The organism is Rhodoplanes azumiensis, from assembly GCF_042682915.1.
In the GTDB taxonomy this organism is placed as follows: domain Bacteria; phylum Pseudomonadota; class Alphaproteobacteria; order Rhizobiales; family Xanthobacteraceae; genus Rhodoplanes; species Rhodoplanes azumiensis.
Window position 1 is genome coordinate 345,887 of sequence record NZ_JBHUIW010000002.1, and the last position, 22,753, is coordinate 368,639.

Below are 22,753 nucleotides of genomic sequence, written 5' to 3' on the forward strand. Positions count from 1 at the left end.
GGCCGGAGCGGGACACCCGTGCGGGACGGGTTCCTGGCGGGGCTCCGGGTCGGCGCGACCTCGGTGTTCCAGATCGTCCTGGTCGGCACCTATATCAGCATCGGCGCGCTCGCCCACGATCTCGATTTTTCGGTCGTCTGGGTGGTGCTGTCGACGCTCGTGGTGTGGGCGGCGCCCGCGCAGGTGATCATGATCACGGCGCTCGGCGCCGGCGCGCCGCCGCTCGAGGTGGCGGTCGCCGTCACGCTCACCGGCGTGCGGCTGTTGCCGATGGTGGTGGCGCTGCTGCCGATCCTGCGCACCCGCGCCTCGAGCCTCGCCGGCGTGCTGCTCGCCGCTCACTACACGGCGGTGAGCATGTGGATGGAGTCGCTGCGCCTCGCGCCGCGCCGTCCGGTCGAGGAGCGCATTCCCTTCGCCAACGGCATCGGCACGGCGCTGATCGGCGGCGCCACGGCGGCGACCATCGCCGGATACTACTTCGCCCGGGTGCTGCCGGAGCCGCTGGTCGCCGGCCTCCTGTTCCTCACGCCGCTGTCGTTCCTGGTCTCCGTCGTCCGCGCGAGCAAGATGATCTCGGACCGGGTCGCGGCGGTCGCCGGCCTCGTCCTGGCGCCCGTCCTGGTGCTGCTCGGCGTCGGCCTCGACCTGATGTGGACCGGCCTGATCGGCGGCACCGGCGCCTATCTGGTCCGCCGCCTGGCGAAGGCGCGGGCATGAGCGAGCTGTGGCCCTATCTGCTCCTGGTCCTCGTCGGGTTCCTGCCCAACGAGATGTGGCGCTGGCTCGGCGTCGCCTTCTCGCGCGGCTTGGACGAGACCTCCGAGGTGCTGGTCTGGGTGCGGGCCGTGGCGACCGCGATCCTCACCGGCGTGGTGGCGAAGATCGTCGTCTTCGCGCCCGGCGCGCTGGCCGGCGTGCCGCTGTGGATCCGGCTCGGCGCCGCCGCGGTCGGGATGGTCGCCTTCTTTTTGTTTCGCCAATCGGTGTTCGCTGGCATCGTCGTCGGGACGCTCGCGTTGATGGCGGTCGATCTCCTGGTGCGCTGAGCCGGGCCGCGCCCGCGATACGCGGCGGCGCGTTCGCATTCCCGACGCTTTTTCCGGCCACACGAGGCGGCGGGAGACGACCATGCGTTGCATCGCGCCGATCCTGCTGCTCGCCGGGCTCGTGTCGGGGCCGGCCCCGGCCATGGCCGCACCGGATGACGGCCCACCGGCGGTCCCCGAGGCGCCACCGGCGGCGTCCGCGGGGCCGCCGCCGGCGTCAGCGCCGCCGGCGGCGGCACCGGCACCGGACGCGGCTCCGGCGCCGGCAGGCGCGGGTGGCAAGGAGGCGGAGAAGCCGGCCGAAAAGCCCGGCTCGGCCATGGACTCGATCTGCCTGATCCTCGAATCGGCCGCGCGGGCGAACGACCTGCCGCTGTCCTTCTTCGCCCGGCTGATCTGGCAGGAGAGCCGGTTCCGGCCGCATATCGAGGGGCCGATGACGCGGCGCGGCCACCGCGCCCAAGGCATCGCCCAGTTCATGCCCTACACGGCGGCCGAGCGCGGTCTGCTCGACCCGTTCGACCCGGTGGCGGCGCTACCCAAGTCGGCCGAGTTCCTGCGCGAGCTACGCGAGGATTTCGGCAATCTCGGGCTCGCGGCCGCCGCCTACAATGCCGGGCCGCGGCGGGTGCGCGACTGGCTCGCCGGCCGCGGCGGCCTGCCCGGCGAGACGCAGCGCTATGTCCGCGCCATCACGGGCCTGTCGGCCGAGGAGTGGGCGGCTGCCGGCCGTTCGGGAAAGGACGGCATCGCCGACAAGACGACCTGCGCGACACTCGCCGCGCTGCTGAGCCGGCAGCCGACCTTCTTCCTGGGCGAACTGGAGCGGCGGGTCCGCGAGGGCGCCGCCAAGCCGTGGGGCGTCCAGCTCTCCGCCGGCTTCTCGCGCGACAAGGTGCTGGCCGCCTACGCGGCGATCGAGCGCCGATTCCGCGGCGAGCTCGACGGCCGCGACCCGATGATCATCCGCACCCTGCTGCGCAGCCGCGGCCCCAGCGCCTTCTACCAGGTGCGGGTCGGCGTCGAGACGCGGGTCGCCGCCGCCAGCCTGTGCGCGACGCTGTCGAGGAAGGGCGGCGCCTGCATGGTGCTCAGGAACTCGCGCGGCGTGCCGGAGACGCCGTGACGGCCGTCCGGGCGAGCCGCGCGGGACGGGCGGGGCCCCTCTCGCTCTCGACGCGCGCGACCCGCGGGCGCCGCACGGCCGTCATGAAGTTGCGGTCCGATGTCGATTGCACGTACCGTTCGCACGCCATTGTGCCGGCCGACCGTCGCCGGTCCGGATGGACGTCCCGGAACCACCGATCCCATGCCACGGACCACGACCAAGCAACGGACCACCAGGAGGATCCCATGGGCCTGCTCGACAGCCTGATCGCCGGCGCCGTCCAAGGCGCCTTCCGGCAGCTCGACACCTCGGCGCTGCCGTCGATTCTCTCGCAGATCCTCGGCCGGACCGATCTCGGCGGCTTCGGCGGCTTGTTGGACGCGCTGCGCCGCGGCGGGCTCGACCGCGAGGTCGGCTCGTGGCTGGGGCAGGGCGCCAACATGGACGTGTCGCCGGACCGGCTCCGCCACGCGCTCGGCGATCGCGAGCTCGGCCAGATGTCGCAGCAGGCCGGCCTGTCGATCGAGGATCTGCTGGCCGTGCTCGCCCAGCACTTGCCGCAGACCGTCGACCGCATGAGCCCGAACGGGCATCTGGAGGACGACCCGCTGGCGGTGAACCCGGACGAGGGCGGCGCGCTCTCCGACCAGGCCGGGCTCGACGACATCGGCCGGCGCTGAGCGGCGCCACACGATCCCGGTGCAGTGCTGAAATCGATCTCGTCTCAGTTTCATAAAGGGAGACCCGGATGGCCGTTCTCAAGCGGGGGCTCGCGGGCGAGCCGGTGAAGCTGTTGCAGCAGAAGCTCGGTGTGGAGGCCGACGGCCGGTTCGGGCCGGGCACCGAGAAGGCGCTGCAGGACTATCAGAAGGCGCACGGGCTGACGGTCGACGGCATCGCCGGGCCCGACACCTTCGTGCAGATGGGGCTCTACGAGCTGGTGCTGCTGCGCACCGGCTCGCGCGGCGACACCGTGAAGCGCCTGCAGGTGGCCCTCGCCGTGACGGCCGACGGCGTGTTCGGCGCCGGCACGGCGGCGGCGGTGCGCGCCTTCCAGGAGAAGAACGGGCTCGAGGCCGACGGCATGGCCGGCCCGGCGACGCTCGCCAAGATGGGCGTCTTCAAGGAGATCACGCCCGACGTGGTGAAGCGGTCCGAGCTCGGCTCGGCCGCCGGGGCGCCGTCGGCGGCTGCGGCCGGCGACGCCGCGGCCGAGCCTGCGCCGGCGCGCAGCATCTGGGGCACCATCAAGAGCTTCTTCGGCGCCTGACTTGCGCCGCGGCAGGTGGGGCGGCGCCAGCGCCGTCCCGGAGCCGGGCGCGGAACTGTCCGGCGGCCGACCGGATTTCAACCGGGCCGAAAATGCTCTAGATCGGACGTCATGACCGACAGTTCCTCCGATCGCCCCCTCGACCGTCTGGCCATCGCGGCCGCCCAGCTCAATCCGACCGTCGGCGACCTCGACGGCAACGCCGAGACGGTGCGCCGCGCCCGCCGCGAGGCGGCCTCCCAGGGCGCCGACCTCGTCGCTTTCCCGGAGCTGTTCCTCGCCGGCTACCCGCCCGAGGATCTGGTGCTCAAGCCGGCCTTCCAGGCGGCCTGCCGGGCGACCATCGAGGCGTTGGCGCGCGAGACCGCGGACGGCGGCCCCGCTGTGCTCATCGGCACGCCCTGGGCCGACGACGGCAAGCTGCACAACGCCTACTGCCTGCTCGACGGCGGGCGCGTCGCGGCGGTGCGCTTCAAGGTCAACCTGCCGAACTACGGCGTCTTCGACGAGCGCCGCGTCTTCGCGCCCGGCGCACCGCCCGGACCCGTGACGGTGCGGGGCGTGCGCCTCGGCGTGCCGATCTGCGAGGACATCTGGACCGAGTGGGGCGACTACGAGGACGTCGTCGAGTGCCTGGCCGAGACCGGCGCCGAGATCCTTCTGGTGCCGAACGGCTCGCCCTATGCCCGCGACAAGGCCGACCAGCGTCTCGCCGTCGTCGTGGCGCGCGTCACCGAGAGCGGCCTGCCGCTCCTCTACGTCAACCAGGTGTGCGGCCAGGACGAGCTCGTCTTCGACGGCGCCTCCTTCGCGCTCAACGCCGACCGCTCCCTCGCCTTCCAGCTCCCCGCCTTCCGCGAATGCGTCACGACGACGGTGTGGGAGCGCGGTGCCGCCGGTTGGCATTGCGCCGGCGGCCCGGTCGCGCGGCTGGTCGAGGACGACGAGGCCGACTACGCCGCCTGCGTGCTGGGCCTGCGCGACTACGTCGAGAAGAACCGCTTTCCCGGCGTCGTGCTGGGCCTCTCCGGCGGCATCGATTCGGCGCTGTGCGCCGCCATGGCCGTGGACGCGCTCGGACCCGATCGGGTGCGCTGCGTGATGCTGCCCTACCGGTTCACGTCCGACATCTCGAAGACCGATGCGGCCGCGGTCGCCAAAGCGCTCGGCGTCAAGTACGACGTGCTGCCGATCGCCCCGGCCGTCGAGGGCCTGGAGGCGGCGCTGGCTCCGCTGTTCACCGGCCTGCCGCGCGACGTCACCGAGGAGAATCTGCAGGCGCGCGCCCGCGGCGTGATCCTGATGGCGGTGTCGAACAAGCACGGGCTGATGGTCGTCACCACCGGCAACAAGTCGGAGATGTCGTGCGGCTACGCGACTCTCTACGGCGACATGAACGGCGGCTTCAACCCGATCAAGGATCTCTACAAGACCCAGGTCTACCGGCTGTCGGCGCGGCGCAATTCCTGGAAGCCCGAGGGCGCGCTCGGGCCGGACGGGATCGTCATCCCGGAGAGCATCCTGGTGCGGCCGCCGACCGCGGAGCTGCGTGAGAACCAGACCGACCAGGATTCGCTGCCGCCCTACGACGTGCTCGATGCGGTGCTGGAGCGCCTCGTGGAGCGCGAGGAGCCGATCGCCCGCATCGTCGCCGACGGCTTCGACCGCGACATGGTGGTCAGGGTCGAGCGCATGCTGAACCTCGCCGAGTACAAGCGCCGCCAGGCCGCGCCCGGCGTGAAGGTGACGCTGAAGAACTTCGGTCGCGACCGCCGCTATCCGATCACCAACCGGTTCCGCGATCCCGGCGTTCCGCTGCCGCCGCCCGAGAACTCCGAGCCGAAATCGACCCGCGTCGCCGCCGCCGCGGCGGGCAGCACCGCGATGGATTTCTAGAGGGGGCGCGTGTCCCGGGCGTGGCGCAATGCGCCTGCGGTCCCGTTTGGCTCCGTCGTTCCCGGGCGGCGCGTCAGCGCCGAGCCCTATACGCCTTGTCTGCCTCGAGCCACTGGGACCGGGGACTTGGATTCGGGGTTCGGCGCTGCACGCCGCGCCGGAACGACCCCGATCCGTCGATGCGTCCCGCTGCGAAGAGCTGAAAGGAAGGGTTAGCGCTGCGCCGGCACGTAGGTCGGGCCGACATTGCGGATCGGCGTCGCCGGGCTACTGCCGGCGGAGGCGTCGGCCGAGGGGGCCGTCGCGGCGCCCGGCGTCGGTCCGCCGGCCGCCGTCGCCCCCGATGTCCCCGGGCCGGTCGCCGGCTTGCGGGCGGCCGGGATCGGCCGTCCTTGCGCGTCGGTGCGCGGCTGCGCCATCGCCTTCGACTTCTCCTCGGTGACGACGATGTCGCCGCGCTCGATCGTGGTGTCGGGTGTGACGCCGAGCGCCTGGGCCCAGCTCTGGCCCGGCTTGCGGCACGAGCACGCCTGCTGATCGAGACTGGTGCGGTACTTGAAGGCGGTCGGCAGATCCCTGTAGGCGCGGCCGGCGAGCGACACGGCCTGGCCGATCTCCTCGCCCGGATTGCGGTGGGTGAACAGCTGCACCTCGGCGGCCGGGCAAAGCTTCTGGCAGGCCTGCTCGTCGTCGGCGAAGCGCGACGGGTTGGTCTGGAACGAGATCGGGAAGTAGTAGCCGTCGCAGGTGCGCACGCACAGCGTCCGGTAGGTCGAGGCCTGCAGGCCGTCGGGCGAGGGCAGGGCCGGGTTGCTGCCGAACAGGCCGCCGAACAGGCCGCGATTCTGGTTGGCGGCGGCCTGGTATTGCGGGCCGCAATTGTTCTGGGCGAGCGCGGCGATCACGGCCTGCTTCTGGCCTTCCGATTCGCCGCCGCCCTGGATGCGCTGCAGCTCGGCCTGCGAGCGGGTGATGCGGTCGCGCATGTCCTGGATCTGGCCGCCGAGCGGCCGGCATTCGGCCGGCTGGTTGCTGAACAGCGACAGGAACGGGTTGCTCTCGCAGCCGAGCCGGCGCGACTGGGCGATCATGCGGTCGAGGTCGGCGGTCTGCTTGGCGATCGCGTCCTCGTAGCGGCGCGACTGCTCGGCCCGGGCGGGGTCGCCGCCGCCGCGATTGAGCATGCCGAGCTGCGCCTCGAGCCGGGTGCAGACGGGGTTCTGGCCGTAGCCCGGCTGGCCGCCCTGTTGCGGATAGCCTTGTTGCGGGTAACCCTGCTGGGGATAAGCTGGCTGCGGATAGCCCTGCGCCAGCGCGGCGCCGCCGGCGGCCGCCGCCACCGCGAGTCCCGCTCCCAGCCGGCGAAGCCGGCTCGCCCCTCTCGCCATTCCGCCCTCGTCCGCACGGCCGCGATCCGGCCCTGTCCCCGGGGAGCAGAGCGCCGGAATGGTGTCCAAAGTTTGAACCGGGGCCGCCGTCCCGGGCCGCCGCCTCCCGCGGTGCGGTTCGCGGTTGACGCCGGGGCGGTGCCGCGCGATGCCTCTGCCCCGAAGCGGTGCAGCATATGAAGGCGTCTCCCGTGAGCCAGACCGAGCCGAAGATCACCCCCGAGCTGATCGCCCAGCACGGGCTGAAGCCCGACGAGTACGACCGCATCGTCGCCCTGATCGGCCGCACCCCGACCTTCACGGAGCTCGGCATCTTTTCGGCCATGTGGAACGAGCACTGCTCGTACAAGTCCTCGAAGATCCACTTGAAGACGTTGCCGACGAGCGCACCCTGGGTGATCCAGGGACCGGGCGAGAACGCCGGCGTCATCGACATCGGCGACGGGCTCGCCGCCGTGTTCAAGATGGAGAGCCACAACCACCCGAGCTACATCGAGCCCTATCAGGGTGCGACCACCGGGGTGGGCGGCATCCTGCGCGACGTCTTCACCATGGGGGCGCGGCCGATCGCCTGCCTCGACGCGCTGTCCTTCGGGGCGCCGAGCCATCCGAAGACGCGCCGCCTCGTCGCCGGCTGCGTCGCCGGCATCGGCGGCTACGGCAACTCCTTCGGGGTGCCCACCGTCGGCGGCTCGATGCGCTTCCATCGCAGCTACGACGGCAACTGTCTGGTCAACGCCTTCGCGCTCGGCCTCGCCGAGGCCGACAAGATCTTCTATGCGGCCGCCTCGGGCGTCGGCATGCCGATCGTCTATCTCGGCTCCAAGACCGGCCGCGACGGCATGGGCGGCGCCACCATGGCGTCGGCCGAGTTCGACGACGAGGCCGAGGCGAAGCGCCCGACCGTCCAGGTCGGCGACCCGTTCTCGGAGAAGCTGCTGCTCGAGGCGTGCCTCGAGATCATGGCGAAGGACTGCGTCGTCGCCATCCAGGACATGGGCGCGGCCGGCCTCACCTGCTCGGCCGTCGAGATGGGGGCGAAGGGCGACCTCGGCGTCACGCTCGACCTCGACCAGGTGCCGTGCCGCGAGACCGGCATGACGGCCTACGAGATGATGCTCTCGGAGAGCCAGGAGCGCATGCTCATGGTCCTGAAGCCCGAGAAGGAGGCCGAGGCCGAGGCGATCTTTCGCAAATGGGGCCTCGACTTCGCCGTGGTGGGCGAGACCAACCCGTCGAAGCGCTTCGTGGTGAAGCGGAACGGGGTCGTGATGGCGGATCTCCCGATCAAGGAGCTCGGCGACGAGGCGCCGGTCTACGATCGTCCACATGTGCGCACGCCGAAGCCCGCCGTGCTCGACCCGGCCTCGGTCGAGCCGGAGACCAGCATCCCGGGCGCGCTGGAGCGGCTGATCGGGGCGCCGGACCTGTGCAGCAAGCGTTGGGTGTGGGAGCAGTACGACCACATCATCATGGGCAACACGGTGCAGCGCCCGGGCGGCGATGCCGGCGTGGTGCGGGTGCTCGACGGCCCGAAGGCGCTGGCGATGACGACGGACGTGACGCCGCGCTACTGCGAGGCCGACCCGTTCGAAGGCGGCAAGCAGGCGGTCGCCGAGGCGTGGCGCAACCTCACCGCGGTCGGCGCGCGGCCGCTCGCCGTCACCGACAATCTCAACTTCGGCAATCCCGAGAAGCCCGAGATCATGGGCCAGCTGGTCGACTGCATCGCCGGCATCGGCGAGGCGTGCCGGGCGCTCGACTTCCCGGTCGTCTCCGGCAACGTGTCGCTCTACAACGAGACCAACGGCCGGGCGATCCAGCCGACCCCGACGATCGGCGGCGTCGGCGTGCTCGACGATTTCGCCAAGAGCGCGACCGTCGCCTTCAAGGCGGCCGGCGAGACGATCCTGGTGCTCGGCGCGACGACCGGCTGGATCGGCCAGTCGCTGTGGCTGCGCGATCTCTACGGCCGGGAGGAGGGAGCGCCGCCGCCGGTCGACCTCGCGGTCGAGAAGCGCAACGGCGACCTCGTTCGCGGCCTGATCGCCGACCGCCTCGTCACCGCCGTGCACGACGTGTCGGACGGCGGCCTGCTGGTCGCGGTCGCCGAGATGGCGATGGCGGGCGGCATCGGGGCGCAGCTCGATTCGACCGTGTCGGGCGCCGTGCCGGCGCATGCCTACTGGTTCGGCGAGGACCAGGCCCGCTACGTCGTCACGGCGTCGGCGGAGGCCGCCGCCGCGATCGTGGCGCGTGCCGAGGCCGCCGGCGTGCCGGTGCAGCGGCTGGGGACCACGGGCGGGCACGCACTTTCGATTTCCGGTGAGCGCCCGCTTCAATTACAGGGTCTGACCGAGAGGTTCGAGCATTGGCTGCCCGCCTACATGGCCGGCGGCACGATGTGAGCCGAAATCGTCCAACCCGTCCCGTGTGACCGGGACCGCTGCCGCGACCGAAGGGTGCGAAGACCGCCATGCCGATGAATGCGCACGACATCGAGGCTCTGATCAAGCGCCACATCCCGGACGCCGAGGTGACGATCCGGGATCTGGCCGGCGACGGCGATCATTACGCCGCGACCGTGGTCTCCGAGGTGTTTCGCGGCAAAACGCGGGTGCAGCAGCATCAGCTCGTCTACCAGGCCCTCAAGGCCGAGATGGGCGGCGCCCTCCATGCGCTCGCCCTGCAGACCTCGGCGCCGCAGAAGGGCTGAACGGGCGGCGAGCAATTCGGCATCTCGATCGTCATCGTCCAGGCCGACGACGGTTTGCGGAGGTCGCCATTCCGGGGCGCGGACCGCAGGTCCGCGAGCCCGGAATCCACACTCCCGGTGCTGGCGGCTCACGAGACACAAGGCGTATGGATCCCGGGCTCGGCGGCGACGCGCCGCCCCGGGACGACCGGGATCGGCAATGCCATCGCGCAGCCTGCGCCACTCCCGAATGACGCGGTTGGCTCGTGGCTTGCTTCCGCGGGGATGCGGCGTTCGCCGCGTCGGAAAACCCCCGGAGGTGACATGACTCGGATCGGCTTCGCCGCGGCTGCGGCGCTCGCTTGCCTGCTCTCGCTCGGCCACACGGCGACCGCCGCCGCCCAGGATCTGTCTCCCAACGGCGTCAAGACCCTGGCGCCGGCCGGCGCGATCAAGACCACGGGCACCTGGGCGCTCGGCACCCGGGCGGGCGATTTCGTCTACGTGGCCGGCATGCGCGGCATCGACCCGGCCGCGAACACGCTCGTCGCCGGCGACGAGGCGCGCATCCGCCAAGCCTTCATGAACATGAAGCTGATCGCCGAGTCGGAAGGCGCGACGCTGCGTGACGCGGTGCGGCTGGTCGTCTACGTCACCGACATGTTCCGATTTCGGCCGCTGGTGAACAAGGTCCAGGAAGAGCTGTGGGGGAAGGGGCCCTATCCGCCCCGCACCATCGTCGAGGTCGACCGCTTGAACCAGGACGACATCTGCGAGATCGAGGGCACGTTCTACGCCCCCGCGAAAAAGTGAACGCAAATCCAGCAACCGAATCGTCACAGTCGCGCCGAGGGGCTTGGTGCGCCGGGCGAACTGCGATTACATAGAGCGATAATTCGGGTCCGGTCGCGCTTGGGTGGCCGGCCTCCAGGGACGCGACCATGGGCATCAAGCAATTCATCGAGAACGAGCTGAAGTCGAACGACGTCGTGCTGTTCATGAAGGGAACGCCGCAGTTCCCGATGTGCGGCTTCTCCGGCCAGGTGGTGCAGATCCTCGATTATCTGGGCGTGCCCTACAAGGGCTTGAACGTCCTGGAGAACGACGATCTCCGCCAGGGCATCAAGGATTTTTCCAACTGGCCGACGATTCCGCAGCTGTACGTCAAGGGCGAGTTCGTCGGCGGCTGCGACATCGTCCGCGAGATGTTCCAGGCCAACGAGTTGCAGCAATTCATGAAGGACAAGGGCATCGCGGTGAAGGCACCGGCGGCGAGCTGAGCCGGGCCGACGTCGGGTGCGACACGCGATCTCGCGGGACAGGCCGGAGCCGACGGGCTCCGGCCTTTTTCGTCGTGAGGCGGGACGACGTCCGGGCCGGCGTGATCGGCCGGGCCGCGCCGAGCGTAACCGGTCGTCACGCCCGGAGGATCCATGCGCGACCATCTGGCCCGCCTGCGCGCCTATGCGACCGTCGACGACCCGCTCGCCGGCGTCGCCGCGACCGTCGCCTTGGTCGTGGTCGGCAACCAGCCCTTCTATCCGCTCTATCTGCACGCCATCGCAGGGTTCGCCGCCTGGCCGGTGTGGCTGACGCTCCTCTCGACGCCGTTCTTCGTGGCGGTGCCGGCGGTGGCGCGTCGCAGCTCGCTGGCGGGCCGGCTGCTGCTGCCGATGGTCGGGGTCGCCAACACTCTGATCGCCGTGAAGGCGGTCGGGCGCGACAGCGGGCTCGAGCTGTTTCTCGTCCCCTGTGCGCTGCTCGCCGCTGCGCTGGTGCGGCCGCACGAGCGGCTCCTGTCGCTGCCCGTGCTGGCGCTGCCTTTCGTCGCCTACGTCTGGCTGGTCGACCGCCTCGGCCCGCCTTTGGTGACCTTTCCGGCCGATCAGCAGGCGAGCATGCTGATCGTCAACGCGGTCAGCGTCGGCAGTCTCGTCACCCTGATCGGCGTGCTGGTGTCGAGGCTCGTCGTGCCGTCCGCGGCTGCGCGCGCCGGCCTCTCGGCCGAGGCGGCGGCCACCGGGACGCCGGCTCGACGGTATTAATACGCCACTCAGATTGGAAGCATTGTAAGGATCGTGTAAGATCGTCGGCGCACAGTTGAGTCATTCCAGACAACGTTTCTTGAATGGATCTCCGTATGCGCAACCCGACCGATCTCGACCGCCGTCGTCTCCTCAAGACCGCCGCCACGGCGGCCGGTGCCGCCGCCGTCCTCGGCGCCGGCGTGACGACAGCGTCCGCCAAGATGGCTCAGAAGGCCGTCGCCTATCAGGACACGCCGAAGGACGGCAAGCAGTGCGACAACTGCACCAACTGGCGTCCGCCGGACGCCTGCGCCACGGTCGACGGCAAGATCGACCCGAAGGGCTGGTGCCGGATCTACGTCGGCAAGAAGTGAGCCCAGCCGGCGGGACAACCGCCACGGCGCCAGCGTCGCTCCGGCTCCAAAGTCGCCCGATCACGAAAGTCGCCCGATCACGAGACGAGGCCGCTCCATCCGGAGCGGCCTTTGTCGTTCCGGCCGGTGGTGCGAACCCGAGGCGGCGGCCGAGGGTGCCCGGAACGCGAAAGGCCCGCCACGGGGGCGGGCCTTCTTCGCACGAACCGTGACTGGCTTCGCGCCTCGTCGGACGTCGACGAGGCGAGGTGGCTCCCCGGGCCGGATTCGAACCAGCGACCAACCGGTTAACAGCCGGTTGCTCTACCGCTGAGCTACCGGGGAACACGTGCCTCACGGCTCAGGCAGGTGGGCGTATAACAAAACCCCGGGGCGGTTGCCAAGCCAATTCGGGGGGGGCGCCTGTGAATGTCTCGGGCCGCGCCGGTGGGCAGGGCTCGCCACCGCCGGCGAACCACTCGCTCGGGCCGGAGGGGTCTCCGACCGGCCGCGAGTCGGTGCGGAGGGGGCATCGTCGCGGCCGGCGGATCCGGAGCCGAACCGACGCCGCCCGAGCGGCCTTTCCGGGACTCGAATCCGGGTTCAGTGCTTCTTCCAGCCCTGCACGGCGACGCGCGGCAGATCCTCGCGGGTCAGCCCGAGAGCCGACAGCTCGCGATCCGTCTTGGTCTCCAGGGCCTTGTAGCGCGACACCAGCTCGCGGCCCTCTCCGACGGCGGCCGCGACCTCGCGCAGGAACGCCACGACACCGCGCCGGGCGCGGCGCCCGGCCGAATACGTGATCGACATGGTCCCACCGTGTGAAATCATCTTCGTGGGGTTGATATAGCTCGGGTTTTCGCGCCGTCACAGCAAAATTGCTGCATAGCAGCATCACCCTGCCGCATGGCTCGGACCGGCCATGTTATCGACGAATTAACCGATGCGAGTGTCGGCGCCGTCCTCTCGCGACGGTGGCGCATGTCGATCGTCCCGGCCGCGGCATGGCGGAGGACGTGATTCGGCGCAAGTCGCTTCCCGCCAAGCGGTGGCGCGGAGACGCGCACCGGCATCCGGCGCGGGGTGACGGCGAGAGGAAAGGTCCGGAAACGGATGGAAAGGAGGGAGAGGTGAGTGGAGGCCACGGCCGGAATTGAACCGGCGTACACGGTTTTGCAGACCGTTGCGTAACCACTCCGCCACGTGGCCTTCGGGCGACCCGCCGCGCACGACAGTCGCACCACCGCGCCCGGCGAGCCGGACTCGGCGGCCGCATGTTTAGCGGCTCGGGCCGAACATGCAACCGCAATCGCGAGCCGAGCGGCCGCCGACCCCGCGCGGCCGCCCGTCACGTCACCGGAGGCGAGGCGCCGGTGCGCCGCCCTGGAGCGATTCCGACCTCGCCCTTGACCGTGACGGCGAGGGCGGGCCACACTTCGTAAAATTCCAGATACGACGATGCGAGGGGCGGTGCCGCGGCGGGCGCCGGCGTCCGCATCGGTCCGGGAGCGCGTCGGAGGTGCCATGCCTGTCGTGTCGATGACCGTGAACGGCAAGCCCGTGCAGGCCGAGGTCGATTCCCGCACTCTGCTGGTGCAGTTCCTGCGCGAGACGCTGCGGCTGACCGGCACGCATGTCGGCTGCGACACGTCGCAATGCGGCGCCTGCGTCGTCCATGTCGACGGTCTCGCGGTGAAGAGCTGCACCATGCTGGCCGTGCAGGCCGAGGGCGCCGACGTGCTGACCATCGAGGGCGTCGCGACCGGCGACACGCTGCACCCGATGCAGGAGGCGTTCCGCCAGAATCACGGCCTGCAGTGCGGCTACTGCACGCCCGGGATGATCATGACGGCGCTCGACATCGTTCGCCGCAAGGGTCACGCGCTCGACGACCGCACCATCCGCGAGGAGCTCGAGGGCAATCTCTGCCGCTGCACCGGATACCACAACATCGTGAAATCGATCGCCGCCGGCGCCCGCGCCATGGCGGACGGCGATTCGTCGCGCCAGCAGGCGGCGGAGTAGCGACAGGGAAGCGGCGCGGACCAGCTTCACATCGCGTCGCCGGCGAAGGCCGCCGGAGAGCGGCCGCCCGGGGACGAGGACGCTCACGGGAGGACGCGCATGAGCGGAACCGGACAGAAGCCGAGCGGCAACGGGGCGACCGGCATCGGCGCCCCCGTGCGCCGCAAGGAGGACTTCCGCTTCGTCACCGGCAACGGCCGCTACACGGCCGACATCGACCGGCCCGGCCAGGCCTGCCTGCACTTCCTGCGCTCGACCCACGCGCATGCCCGCATCGTCCGCATCCAGGCCGGCCACGCCTCGCGGCTGCCCGGCGTGCTCGCCGTGATCACGGGCGAGGATCTCGCGGCCGACAAGCTCGGGCCCCTGGTGTGTGGCTGGATGATCCACTCGACCGACGGCTCGCCGATGAAGATGGCGCCGCATCCGGCGCTGCCGATCGACCGGGTGCGCTATGTCGGCGAGCCCGTGGTGGCGATCGTCGCGCAGACGCTCGATCAGGCGCGCGATGCCGCCGAGGCGGTCGTGATCGACTACGAGGAGCTGCCCGCCGTGGTCGATCCGGCCGCCGCGCAACGCGACGACGCGCCCCAGCTCCACGAGGTCGCGCCGAACAACACGATCTTCCACTGGCAGCTCGGCGACGCCGCGGCGACCAGCGACGCCTTCGCGCGCGCCGCCAGCGTGACCAGCATCGACCTCGTCAACAACCGCCTGGTGCCGAACGCCATCGAGCCGCGCGGCGCGCTCGCCGAATGGGATCCGGGCAGCGACAGCTTCACGCTGTGGAACACGTCGCAGAACCCGCATGTGGCCCGGCTCGTGCTCTCCGCCTTCGTCGGCGTCGCGCCCGAGCACCGGCTGCGCGTCGTCGCGCCCGATGTCGGCGGCGGCTTCGGCTCGAAGATCTTCATCTATGCCGAGGAGGTGGTGGCGCTCGCCGCGGCCAAGCGCGTGCGCCGGCCGGTGCGCTGGATCTGCGACCGCTCGGAGGCCTTCGTCGCCGACGCGCATGGTCGTGATCACGTCACCCACGCCCAGATGGCGTTCGACCGCGACGGCAGGATTCTCGGGCTGCGGGTGCGGACGATCGCCAATCTCGGCGCCTACATGTCGACCTTCTCGTCGTCGATCCCGACCTATCTGTACGCGACGCTGCTGTCCGGCCAGTACGCGATCCCGGCGATCCACTGCACCGTGGACGCCGTCTACACCAACACGGTTCCGGTCGACGCCTATCGGGGCGCGGGGCGCCCCGAGGCGACCTACGTGGTGGAGCGGCTGATGGAGGTGTCGGCCCGGCGCCTGCGGCTCGATCCGGCCGAGCTGCGCCGGCGGAACTTCGTCCGAAAATTCCCGCACCAGACGCCGGTGATCATGAGCTACGACTGCGGCGACTACGCCGCCTCGCTCGACAAGGCCCTTCAGCTCGCCGACTACCAGGGCTTCGGCGCCCGCAAGCGCGAGTCGGAGGCGCGCGGAAAGCTGCGCGGCATCGGCTTCTCGGCCTATATCGAGGCGTGCGGCATCGCGCCGAGCCAGGCGGTCGGCTCGCTCGGGGCGGGCGTGGGCCTGTGGGAATCCGCCGAGGTGCGGGTCAATCCGACCGGCACCGTGGAGGTGCTGACCGGCAGCCACAGCCACGGGCAGGGGCACGAGACGACCTTCGCGCAGCTCGTGTCGGACCGGCTCGGCATCCCGATCGACAACGTCTCGATCGTCCACGGCGACACCGACAAGGTGCAGTTCGGGATGGGCACCTACGGCTCGCGCTCCGGCGCGGTCGGGATGTCGGCGATCGTCAAGGCGCTCGACAAGGTCGAGGCCAAGGCCAAGAAGGTCGCGGCCCACATGCTGGAGGCGGCCGAGACCGACATCGTGTTCGAGGACGGCGCCTTCAAGGTCGCCGGCACCGACAAGGCGGCCACCTTCGGCGAGGTCGCGCTCAACGCCTATATCGCGCACAAGTTCTCCGGTGCGGAGCTGGAGCCGGGCCTGAAGGAAGGCGCCTTCTACGATCCGGTGAACTTCACGTTCCCGGCCGGCTGCCATGTCTGCGAGGTGGAGATCGATCCGGAGACCGGGCGCGTGAGCGTCGAGCGGTTCACGGCGGTCGACGACTTCGGCAACGTCATCAACCCGATGATCGTCGAGGGCCAGGTCCATGGCGGGATCGCGCAGGGGATCGGCCAAGCCCTGATGGAGCAGGCCGTCTACGACGAGTCCGGCCAGCTCGTCACCGGCTCCTATAACGACTATGTGATGCCGCGCGCCGTCGACCTGCCGCCGCTGGTCGTCGACACCACCGTGACGCCGTGCCCGGGCAATCCGCTCGGCATCAAGGGTTGCGGCGAGGCGGGCGCCATCGCGGCGCCGGCCGCCGTGATGAACGCGGTGACGGACGCGCTCGGCACCGAGGACGTGCCGATGCCGGCGAGCGCGCTGACGGTGTGGCGCGTGCTGCAGCGTCGTCCACGCGCCCAGGCGGCGGAGTAGGGTGGTGCGAGATTGCCGGGGCAAAGTGAGGCGCCGGTGTTCCCTCTCCCCGCGTGCGGGGAGAGGGTGGCTCGGACCGAAGGTCCGAGTCGGGTGAGGGGGCGCCTCCGTATCCACGACGCCCCCTCACCCGACATTCGCGCTTCGCGCGCGAACGTTGACCTCTCCCCGCATGGCGGGGAGAGGTGAAGAAACGGCAGGTCGGTCGTCGGACTGGAGAGGACGGATGTACGAATTCACCTATCACGGCGCGCGCGCGCTCGATGAGGCGACGGCGCTGCTCGCCGAGAACGGCGACGCCAAGCCGATCGCCGGCGGGCAGAGCCTGTTGCCGATGATGAAGTTTCGTCTCGCCTCGCCCTCGGACCTCGTCGACCTCAACAAGATCGCGGGGCTGAACGGCATCGCCATGGAGGGCGATCTGCTCGCGATCGGCGCCGTGGCGCGCCACGCCGAGGTGCACGTGTCTCCGGTCGTGCAGCAGGCGATCCCGGCGCTCGCCGCGCTCGCCGGGCTGATCGGCGATCCCGCCGTGCGCCACCGCGGCACGCTCGGCGGCTCGCTCGCCAACAACGACCCGAACGCCGACTATCCGGCGGCGGCGCTGGCGCTCGGCGCCACCATCGTCACCACCAAGCGCGAGATCGCCGCGGACGACTTCTTCGCCGGCCTGTTCGAGACCGTGCTGGAGCCGGACGAGCTGATCGTCAAGGTGCGCTTCCCGGTCCCGCAGAAGGCGGCGTACCAGAAATTCCGCAACCCGGCGTCGCGCTACGCCATCGTCGGCGTGTTCGTGGCGAAGTTCGCCGACGGCGTGCGCGTCGCCGTCACCGGCGCCGGCACCTCGGGCGCCTTCCGGCTGCCCGAGTTCGAGGCGGCGCTGACCGCGCGTTTCGAGCCGGCGGCCCTGGATGGGATCACGGTGCCGGAGGACGGGCTCGCGAGCGACATCCACGCCAGCGCCGAGTACCGGGCCCACCTGATCGGCGTGATGGCCCGCCGCGCCGTCGCCGCCGCCAACGGGTGAGGGCGGCGTCTCGCGTGCGGCTTCTTGCCCACGGCGCTCTCCGTTCGCCTCTCCCCAGCGGGGAGAGGTCGGGGTTCGCGCCGCAGGCGCGAAGTCCGGGTGAAGGGGGGCCGAGCCATCCGACGGACGCCGTAAACCCTCACCCCGGTCGCGAGCTGCGCTCGCGCCTGACCCTCTCCCTCAGGGAGAGGGTTCGGGGCATACTCGCCGCCGCGCATCGAAGCCACGTTGAAGGACGTTCCGTTGACCAACCTGCCCGCGTCGATCGACGCGACCCAGAGTCTTCTCGCGACAGCCGACTACCTGGCCGACCGGTCGCTGGCGACCGTGCTGTTCCTGGCGCTGCGCATGCGTCGGCCGATCTTTCTGGAAGGCGAGGCCGGGGTCGGCAAGACCGAGATCGCGAAAGTTCTGTCCGCCACGCTCGGACGAAAGCTGATCCGGCTGCAGTGCTACGAGGGGCTCGACGTCGGCAGCGCCGTCTACGAGTGGAACTACGCGGCGCAGATGATCGCGATCCGGCTCGCCGAGGCGGAGGGCACGGTCGATCGGGCGCGGCTCACCCACGACATCTTCTCGGAAGACTTCCTCATCAAGCGGCCGCTCCTCCAGGCGCTGGAGCCGGACACCGGCGGCGCGCCGGTGCTGCTGATCGACGAGCTCGACCGCACCGACGAGGCCTTCGAGGCGTTCCTGCTCGAGGTGCTGGCCGACTTCCAGGTGACGGTGCCGGAGATGGGCACCGTGAAGGCGGCGGCCCCGCCCATCGTCGTGATCACGTCGAACCGCACGCGCGAGATCCACGACGCGCTCAAGCGCCGCTGCCTCTATCACTGGGTCGACTATCCGAGCGCCGAGCGCGAGGTGGCGATCGTCCGCACCAAGGTGCCGGGCATCTCCGCGACGCTGTCGGAGGAGATCGTGCGCTTCGTCCAGGCGCTGCGGCGCGAGGATCTGTTCAAGGCGCCGGGCGTCGCCGAGACGCTCGACTGGGCCGGCGCCCTGACCGAGCTCGACGCCGTCGCGCTCGATCCGGCGACGGTGTCCGACACGCTCGGCGTGCTGCTGAAGTACCAGGACGACATCGCGCGTCTGCAGGGGTCTCGCGCCGGCGAGCTGATCGCGGCCCTGCGCGCCGACATGACGGCGGCGGAGTGAGCTCGCTCGTGTGCGTGCGAGGCGGTGCATGAATTCTGGGCTCACCCCCCTCCCTGTCCCTCCCCCACAAGGGGGGAGGGAACGCTGGAGCCGCTGCCCTTGTCTGCTCGGCGGGTGCGGGCATCGGGTAGGACTTGCGCTTGTTGTTGTACTCTTTAGCGGTCGCTTGCCGCAGCCGGCTCCCTCCCCCCTGCAACCCGGGCTCGCTCGGGTTGCGCATCATCGTGCACAAGTCGGGCAGGCCCGACTTGTGTTGGGGGAGGGTTGGGGAGAGGGGTACAGCGCCCGATGATCGACGAGCGGTCCCCCGACAAAAGCGGTGACGGCGCCACCTCCGGCCGCCTCGCCGACAACATCGTCTACTTCGCCCGCGCACTGCGCCGCGCCGGGCTGCCGGTCGGACCCGGCGCGGTGATCGACGCCGTCGAGGCGTTGCGGGCGGCCGGCGTCGGCACCCGAGAGGACGTCTACTGGACGCTGCACGCCGTCCTGGTGAAGCGGCGCGAGCACGCCGCCGTGTTCGACCAGGCGTTCCGGATCTTCTTCCGCCGACGCGGCTATCTCGAGCAGCTCATGAGCCTGATGATGCCGCAGGCGCCGGGCGGCGCGCCCGAGACGCCGAAGCCGGCGGCGGCGCGCGTCAACGATGCGCTGTTCGAGGGTGTGAAGAGCAAGCTGAAGCCGGAGATCCGCGAGACCGAGATCGTCGCCACGCTGACGGCGAGCGACGCCGAGCTTCTGCAACGCAAGGACTTCGCCCAGATGAGCGCGGCCGAGATCGCGGCCGCACAGGCCGCGATCCGCCGCATGGTGCTGCCGCTCGACATGGTGAGGACGCGCCGGTTGGTGCCGGACCGCCGGGGCCGGCGCATCGACATGCGCCGCACCCTGCGGGCGAGCCTGAGCGGCGGCGGCGCCGTCGTCGACCTCAAGCGGCTCGCCCCGGGGGAGCGCACGCCGCCCTTGGTCGCGCTGCTCGACGTGTCGGGCTCGATGGGCGAGTACACGCGGCTCTTTCTGCACTTCCTCCACGCCGTCACGGACGCGCGCACGCGGGTCCACTCGTTCCTGTTCGGCACGCGGCTCACCAACGTGTCGCGGGCGCTGCGCACCAAGGATCCGGATGCGGCGCTCGCCGCCTGCTCGGCCGCCGTGCCGGACTGGTCGGGCGGCACCCGGATCGCCACCTCGCTCGCCACCTTCAACAAGCAGTGGGCGCGCCGGGTACTGGGGCAGGGCGCCGTGGTGCTCCTGATCACCGACGGGCTCGAGCGCGACACCGATGCACGCCTCGCCTTCGAGATCGATCGACTCCATCGCTCGTGCCGCCGACTCGTCTGGCTCAACCCGCTGTTGCGCTTCGACGGCTTCGAGGCGAAGGCGCGCGGCATCCGCACCATGCTGCCGCATGTTGACGAATTCCGTCCGATCCACAATCTCGACAGCATGGCGGCCCTGGTGCAGGCCCTTTCCGAGCCGGGCGCGGTGCTCGGGCGGACCGGCGCCGGACGCCGCGGTCTCGCGGCCTGATCCGCCCGACGTCGAGGGCGGCACGCCGAGCCAAGGAGCCGAAAAATGCTGGCACGCGACGAGGACATTCTCGAGGCCGCCGAGACCTGGCGGGCCGAGGGCAAGGGCGTGGCGCTCGCCACCGTGGTCGAGACCTGGGGCTCGGCGCCGCGGCCGGTCGGCTCCAACCTGGTGATCGACGAGGAGGGGCGCTTCCTCGGATCGGTCTCGGGCGGCTGCGTCGAAGGCGCCGTGGTGTCCGAGGCCCTCGACGTGATCGCGAGCGGCGCGCCCAAGATGCTGGAGTTCGGCGTCGCCGACGAGACCGCCTGGAAGGTCGGCCTCTCCTGCGGCGGCACCATCCGGGTTTTCGTGGAGAAGGTGGAGTAGCGGCGCCGTGAAGCTCGAGATCCTCAAAAGCCTGAACGCCGAGCGGGCGGCGCGCCGGGCCGTGATCGTCGTCACCGACGTGGCGACCGGGGCGCAGCGGCTGGTGCGGGCCGTGGACGCCCCGGCCGATCCGCTCGCCGCGCTGCTCGACCAGCATCTGCGCACCGGCAGGAGCGGCATGGCGGAGACCGACCAGGGCCGCGTCTTCCTCACCGTTCACGTGCCGCCGCCGCGGCTCGTCATCACCGGTGCCGTCCACATCAGCCAGGCGCTCGCCCCGATGGCGAGGATGCTCGGCTACGACGTGACGATCGTCGATCCGCGCACGGCCTTCGCGAGCCCGGAGCGGTTTCCCGACGTGCCGCTGATCGCCGACTGGCCCGACACGGCGCTGCCGCCCCTGAACGTCGACCGCTACACGGCCTTCGTGGCGCTCACCCACGATCCCAAGATCGACGACCCGGCGCTGCTGCACGCGCTCGCGCGCGACTGCTTCTACATCGGCGCGCTCGGCTCGAAGAAGACGCATGCCCGTCGGGTCGAGCGGCTGACGGCGGCCGGTCTCGACGCGGCGACGATCGCACGCATCCACGCGCCGATCGGGCTTTCCATCGGGGCCGTGTCGCCGCCCGAGATCGCCGTGTCGATTCTCGCCGAGATCACGGCGCGGCTGCGCCTGCCGGCGACGGCGGCCGCCGGAACACCGGCCCGCGAGAAGGCCCCGTCATGAAGTTCGGTCCGGTCCCGGTCGCCGCGGCGACGGGTGCCATCGTGGTGCACACGGTCCGCCAGGGCGGCCTCGTGCTGAAGAAGGGCACCGTGATCGGAGCCGCCGAGATGGCCGCCCTGGAGGCCGCCGGCGTCGACGAGATCGTCGTCGCGCGGCTGGAGCCCGGCGACGTTCCCGAGGACGCGGCGGCGGGCGCCATCGCGGCGGCGGCCGCGGGGCCGGGCATCCGGGTCGACAAGGCGTTCACGGGTCGCGCCAACCTGTTCGCCGACGCGGCCGGCGTGCTGATTGTCGACCGCGACGGGGTCGATCGGCTCAACGCCGTCGATCCCGACATCACCTTCGCGACCCTGCCGGCCTTCGCGCCGGTGGTCGTCGGCACCATGGTGGCGACCGCGAAGATCATCCCGTTCGCGGTCGACGGCGCGGCCCGCGACGCCGCGCTCGCGGTGTCGTCCGGCCTGGTGAGGGTCGCGCCCTACCGGATCACGAAGGTCGCGGTCGTGTCGACGCTGCTGCCGGGACTCGCCGACAAGGTGATCGAGAAGACGCTGCGGGTCACGGCCGACCGCCTCGCGCCGGCCGGCGCGACCATCGTGGCCGAGCGCAAGGTGCCGCATGACACCGAGGCCGTGACGCAGGCGATCACGCGCGTGCTCGCCGACGGCGCCGAGCTCGTCATCGTGTTCGGCGCCTCGGCGATCGCCGACCGGCGCGACGTGATTCCGGCCGCCGTGGAAGCGGCGGGCGGCCGCATCGCCCGCTTCGGCATGCCGGTCGATCCCGGCAATCTCCTGATGATCGCCGAGGTCGGCGGCCGGCCCGTGCTCGGCGCGCCGGGCTGCGCCCGCAGCCCCAAGGAAAACGGCTTCGACTGGGTGTTGGCGCGTTTGTTGTGCGGGCTTCCGGTGACGAGCGCCGACGTCGCCGGCATGGGCGTCGGCGGGCTTTTGATGGAGATCGTGACGCGGCCGCAGCCGCGCGAGGAGCCCTCCCACCCCGCCGTCCCGTCGCACGGGACCAAGGTCGCCGCCGTCGTGCTGGCCGCCGGCCGCTCGACCCGCATGGGCGGGCCGAACAAGCTTCTCGCCGAGATCGGTGGGCGGCCGCTGGTGCGCATCGTCGTCGATGCGGTGCTGGCCTCGCAGGCCGGGCCGATCGTCGTGGTCACCGGCCACCAGCGCGACCGCGTGCGCGCCGCACTCGCCAACCTCCCGGTCAGCTTCGTCCACAATCCCGACTATGCCGAGGGGCTCTCGACCTCGGTGAAGGCCGGCATCGCGGCGCTGCCCGAAGACGTCGACGGCGCCATCGTCTGCCTCGGCGACATGCCGCAGGTCGATCAGGATCTGATCGACCGGCTGATCGCCGCCTTCGATCCGGAGAAGGGCGCCCTGATCGTGATCCCCACGGTGGACGGCAAGCGCGGCAACCCGGTCGTGTGGTCGCGCCGCTTCTTCGCCGAGCTCGGCCGGCTCACCGGCGACGTCGGCGCGCGGAATCTGATCGCGACGTATCAGGAGGCCGTCGCCGAAGTGCCGGCGGCCGCCGCGGCGGCGACCGACGTCGACACGGCCGAGGCGCTCGCCGCCGTCAAGGCGGCGATCGAGGGCGGGTGATCGGGACGCGTGC

At 71.0% G+C, this 22,753-nt stretch carries 22 protein-coding genes and 2 tRNA genes; 20 read left to right on the forward strand and 4 right to left on the reverse strand.

The features are described from left to right. Positions 1–18: 18 nt before the first annotated feature. The 6 genes from ACFSOX_RS03385 to ACFSOX_RS03410 all read left to right on the forward strand — a co-directional run bounded on the left by ACFSOX_RS03385 (position 19) and on the right by ACFSOX_RS03410 (position 5,323). Positions 19–720 carry an AzlC family ABC transporter permease gene (locus ACFSOX_RS03385; protein WP_378476374.1) on the forward strand — a complete coding sequence of 234 codons (702 nt, stop codon included), beginning with the start codon at positions 19–21 and terminating at the stop codon, positions 718–720. Next, positions 717–1,049 carry an AzlD domain-containing protein gene (locus tag ACFSOX_RS03390; RefSeq protein ID WP_378476375.1) on the forward strand — a complete coding sequence of 111 codons (333 nt, stop codon included), beginning with the start codon at positions 717–719 and terminating at the stop codon, positions 1,047–1,049. Before ACFSOX_RS03385 ends, ACFSOX_RS03390 begins: the two co-directional genes overlap by 4 nt. A gap of 82 nt (positions 1,050–1,131) precedes the next feature. Then, entirely contained in the window at positions 1,132–2,175 is a 1,044-nt protein-coding gene (locus ACFSOX_RS03395; protein ID WP_378476376.1) for a lytic transglycosylase domain-containing protein, read from the forward strand. 227 nt (positions 2,176–2,402) lie between these two features. Then, positions 2,403–2,837, forward strand: a complete 435-nt coding sequence (locus tag ACFSOX_RS03400) for a YidB family protein (protein ID WP_378476377.1) — start codon at positions 2,403–2,405, stop codon at positions 2,835–2,837. A gap of 68 nt (positions 2,838–2,905) precedes the next feature. Continuing rightward, positions 2,906–3,427 carry a peptidoglycan-binding domain-containing protein gene (locus ACFSOX_RS03405; RefSeq protein ID WP_378476378.1) on the forward strand — a complete coding sequence of 174 codons (522 nt, stop codon included), beginning with the start codon at positions 2,906–2,908 and terminating at the stop codon, positions 3,425–3,427. Positions 3,428–3,538: 111 nt separating this feature from the next. Then, entirely contained in the window at positions 3,539–5,323 is a 1,785-nt protein-coding gene (locus ACFSOX_RS03410; RefSeq protein ID WP_378476379.1) for an NAD+ synthase, read from the forward strand. A gap of 212 nt (positions 5,324–5,535) precedes the next feature. Here ACFSOX_RS03410 and ACFSOX_RS03415 read toward each other — a convergent pair whose 3' ends face one another. Then, positions 5,536–6,711 carry a DUF2865 domain-containing protein gene (locus ACFSOX_RS03415; protein ID WP_378476380.1) on the reverse strand — a complete coding sequence of 392 codons (1,176 nt, stop codon included), beginning with the start codon at positions 6,709–6,711 and terminating at the stop codon, positions 5,536–5,538. A gap of 191 nt (positions 6,712–6,902) precedes the next feature. Between ACFSOX_RS03415 and purL the strand changes: the two genes are divergently transcribed. The 6 genes from purL to ACFSOX_RS03445 all read left to right on the forward strand — a co-directional run bounded on the left by purL (position 6,903) and on the right by ACFSOX_RS03445 (position 11,807). Next, entirely contained in the window at positions 6,903–9,119 is a 2,217-nt protein-coding gene (gene purL, locus ACFSOX_RS03420) for a phosphoribosylformylglycinamidine synthase subunit PurL (protein ID WP_378476381.1), read from the forward strand. A 68-nt stretch (positions 9,120–9,187) separates the two neighbouring features. Further along, on the forward strand, positions 9,188–9,427 hold the full coding sequence (locus ACFSOX_RS03425) for a BolA family protein (protein ID WP_378476382.1): 240 nt from the start codon (positions 9,188–9,190) through the stop codon (positions 9,425–9,427). A 303-nt stretch (positions 9,428–9,730) separates the two neighbouring features. After that, positions 9,731–10,219 (forward strand): RidA family protein, encoded by a 489-nt coding sequence (locus tag ACFSOX_RS03430; protein WP_378476383.1) that lies wholly within the window; start codon positions 9,731–9,733, stop codon positions 10,217–10,219. A gap of 128 nt (positions 10,220–10,347) precedes the next feature. After that, positions 10,348–10,686, forward strand: coding sequence for a Grx4 family monothiol glutaredoxin (gene grxD / locus ACFSOX_RS03435; protein ID WP_378476384.1), 339 nt, complete (start codon positions 10,348–10,350; stop codon positions 10,684–10,686). A gap of 153 nt (positions 10,687–10,839) precedes the next feature. Then, a complete protein-coding gene (locus ACFSOX_RS03440) occupies positions 10,840–11,451 on the forward strand; it encodes a hypothetical protein (protein WP_378476385.1) in 612 nt (203 codons plus the stop codon). A gap of 83 nt (positions 11,452–11,534) precedes the next feature. Next, complete coding sequence (locus ACFSOX_RS03445; RefSeq protein WP_378476386.1) at positions 11,535–11,807, forward strand: high potential iron sulfur protein; 273 nt, start codon at positions 11,535–11,537, stop codon at positions 11,805–11,807. Positions 11,808–12,056: 249 nt separating this feature from the next. Here the strand turns inward: ACFSOX_RS03445 and ACFSOX_RS03450 are convergent. The 3 genes from ACFSOX_RS03450 to ACFSOX_RS03460 form a co-directional block, all read right to left on the reverse strand. Continuing rightward, positions 12,057–12,131, reverse strand: a tRNA-Asn gene (locus ACFSOX_RS03450). A gap of 258 nt (positions 12,132–12,389) precedes the next feature. After that, complete coding sequence (locus tag ACFSOX_RS03455; protein WP_378476387.1) at positions 12,390–12,596, reverse strand: DUF1127 domain-containing protein; 207 nt, start codon at positions 12,594–12,596, stop codon at positions 12,390–12,392. Between the two features lie 325 nt (positions 12,597–12,921). Then, positions 12,922–12,995: transfer RNA gene (locus tag ACFSOX_RS03460), tRNA-Cys, on the reverse strand. Between the two features lie 315 nt (positions 12,996–13,310). Between ACFSOX_RS03460 and ACFSOX_RS03465 the strand changes: the two genes are divergently transcribed. From ACFSOX_RS03465 to ACFSOX_RS03500, 8 genes are all read left to right on the forward strand, one after another. Beyond that, positions 13,311–13,811, forward strand: coding sequence for a (2Fe-2S)-binding protein (locus ACFSOX_RS03465; protein ID WP_378476388.1), 501 nt, complete (start codon positions 13,311–13,313; stop codon positions 13,809–13,811). Positions 13,812–13,910: 99 nt separating this feature from the next. Next, positions 13,911–16,307, forward strand: a complete 2,397-nt coding sequence (locus ACFSOX_RS03470; RefSeq protein ID WP_378476389.1) for a xanthine dehydrogenase family protein molybdopterin-binding subunit — start codon at positions 13,911–13,913, stop codon at positions 16,305–16,307. 226 nt (positions 16,308–16,533) lie between these two features. Next, positions 16,534–17,334, forward strand: coding sequence for an FAD binding domain-containing protein (locus ACFSOX_RS03475; protein ID WP_378476390.1), 801 nt, complete (start codon positions 16,534–16,536; stop codon positions 17,332–17,334). Between the two features lie 243 nt (positions 17,335–17,577). Beyond that, complete coding sequence (locus ACFSOX_RS03480) at positions 17,578–18,492, forward strand: AAA family ATPase (RefSeq protein WP_378476391.1); 915 nt, start codon at positions 17,578–17,580, stop codon at positions 18,490–18,492. Positions 18,493–18,780: 288 nt separating this feature from the next. After that, the gene (locus ACFSOX_RS03485; RefSeq protein WP_378476392.1) at positions 18,781–20,022 is read left to right on the forward strand and encodes a vWA domain-containing protein; all 1,242 of its coding nucleotides are present in this window, start codon (positions 18,781–18,783) and stop codon (positions 20,020–20,022) included. Between the two features lie 45 nt (positions 20,023–20,067). Continuing rightward, positions 20,068–20,391: an XdhC family protein gene (locus tag ACFSOX_RS03490; protein ID WP_378476393.1), complete on the forward strand. Its 324-nt coding sequence runs from the start codon at positions 20,068–20,070 to the stop codon at positions 20,389–20,391. Positions 20,392–20,398: 7 nt separating this feature from the next. Then, the gene (locus tag ACFSOX_RS03495) at positions 20,399–21,121 is read left to right on the forward strand and encodes an XdhC family protein (protein WP_378476394.1); all 723 of its coding nucleotides are present in this window, start codon (positions 20,399–20,401) and stop codon (positions 21,119–21,121) included. After that, positions 21,118–22,740, forward strand: coding sequence for an NTP transferase domain-containing protein (locus tag ACFSOX_RS03500; RefSeq protein ID WP_378476395.1), 1,623 nt, complete (start codon positions 21,118–21,120; stop codon positions 22,738–22,740). Before ACFSOX_RS03495 ends, ACFSOX_RS03500 begins: the two co-directional genes overlap by 4 nt. Positions 22,741–22,753: the final 13 nt, after the last annotated feature.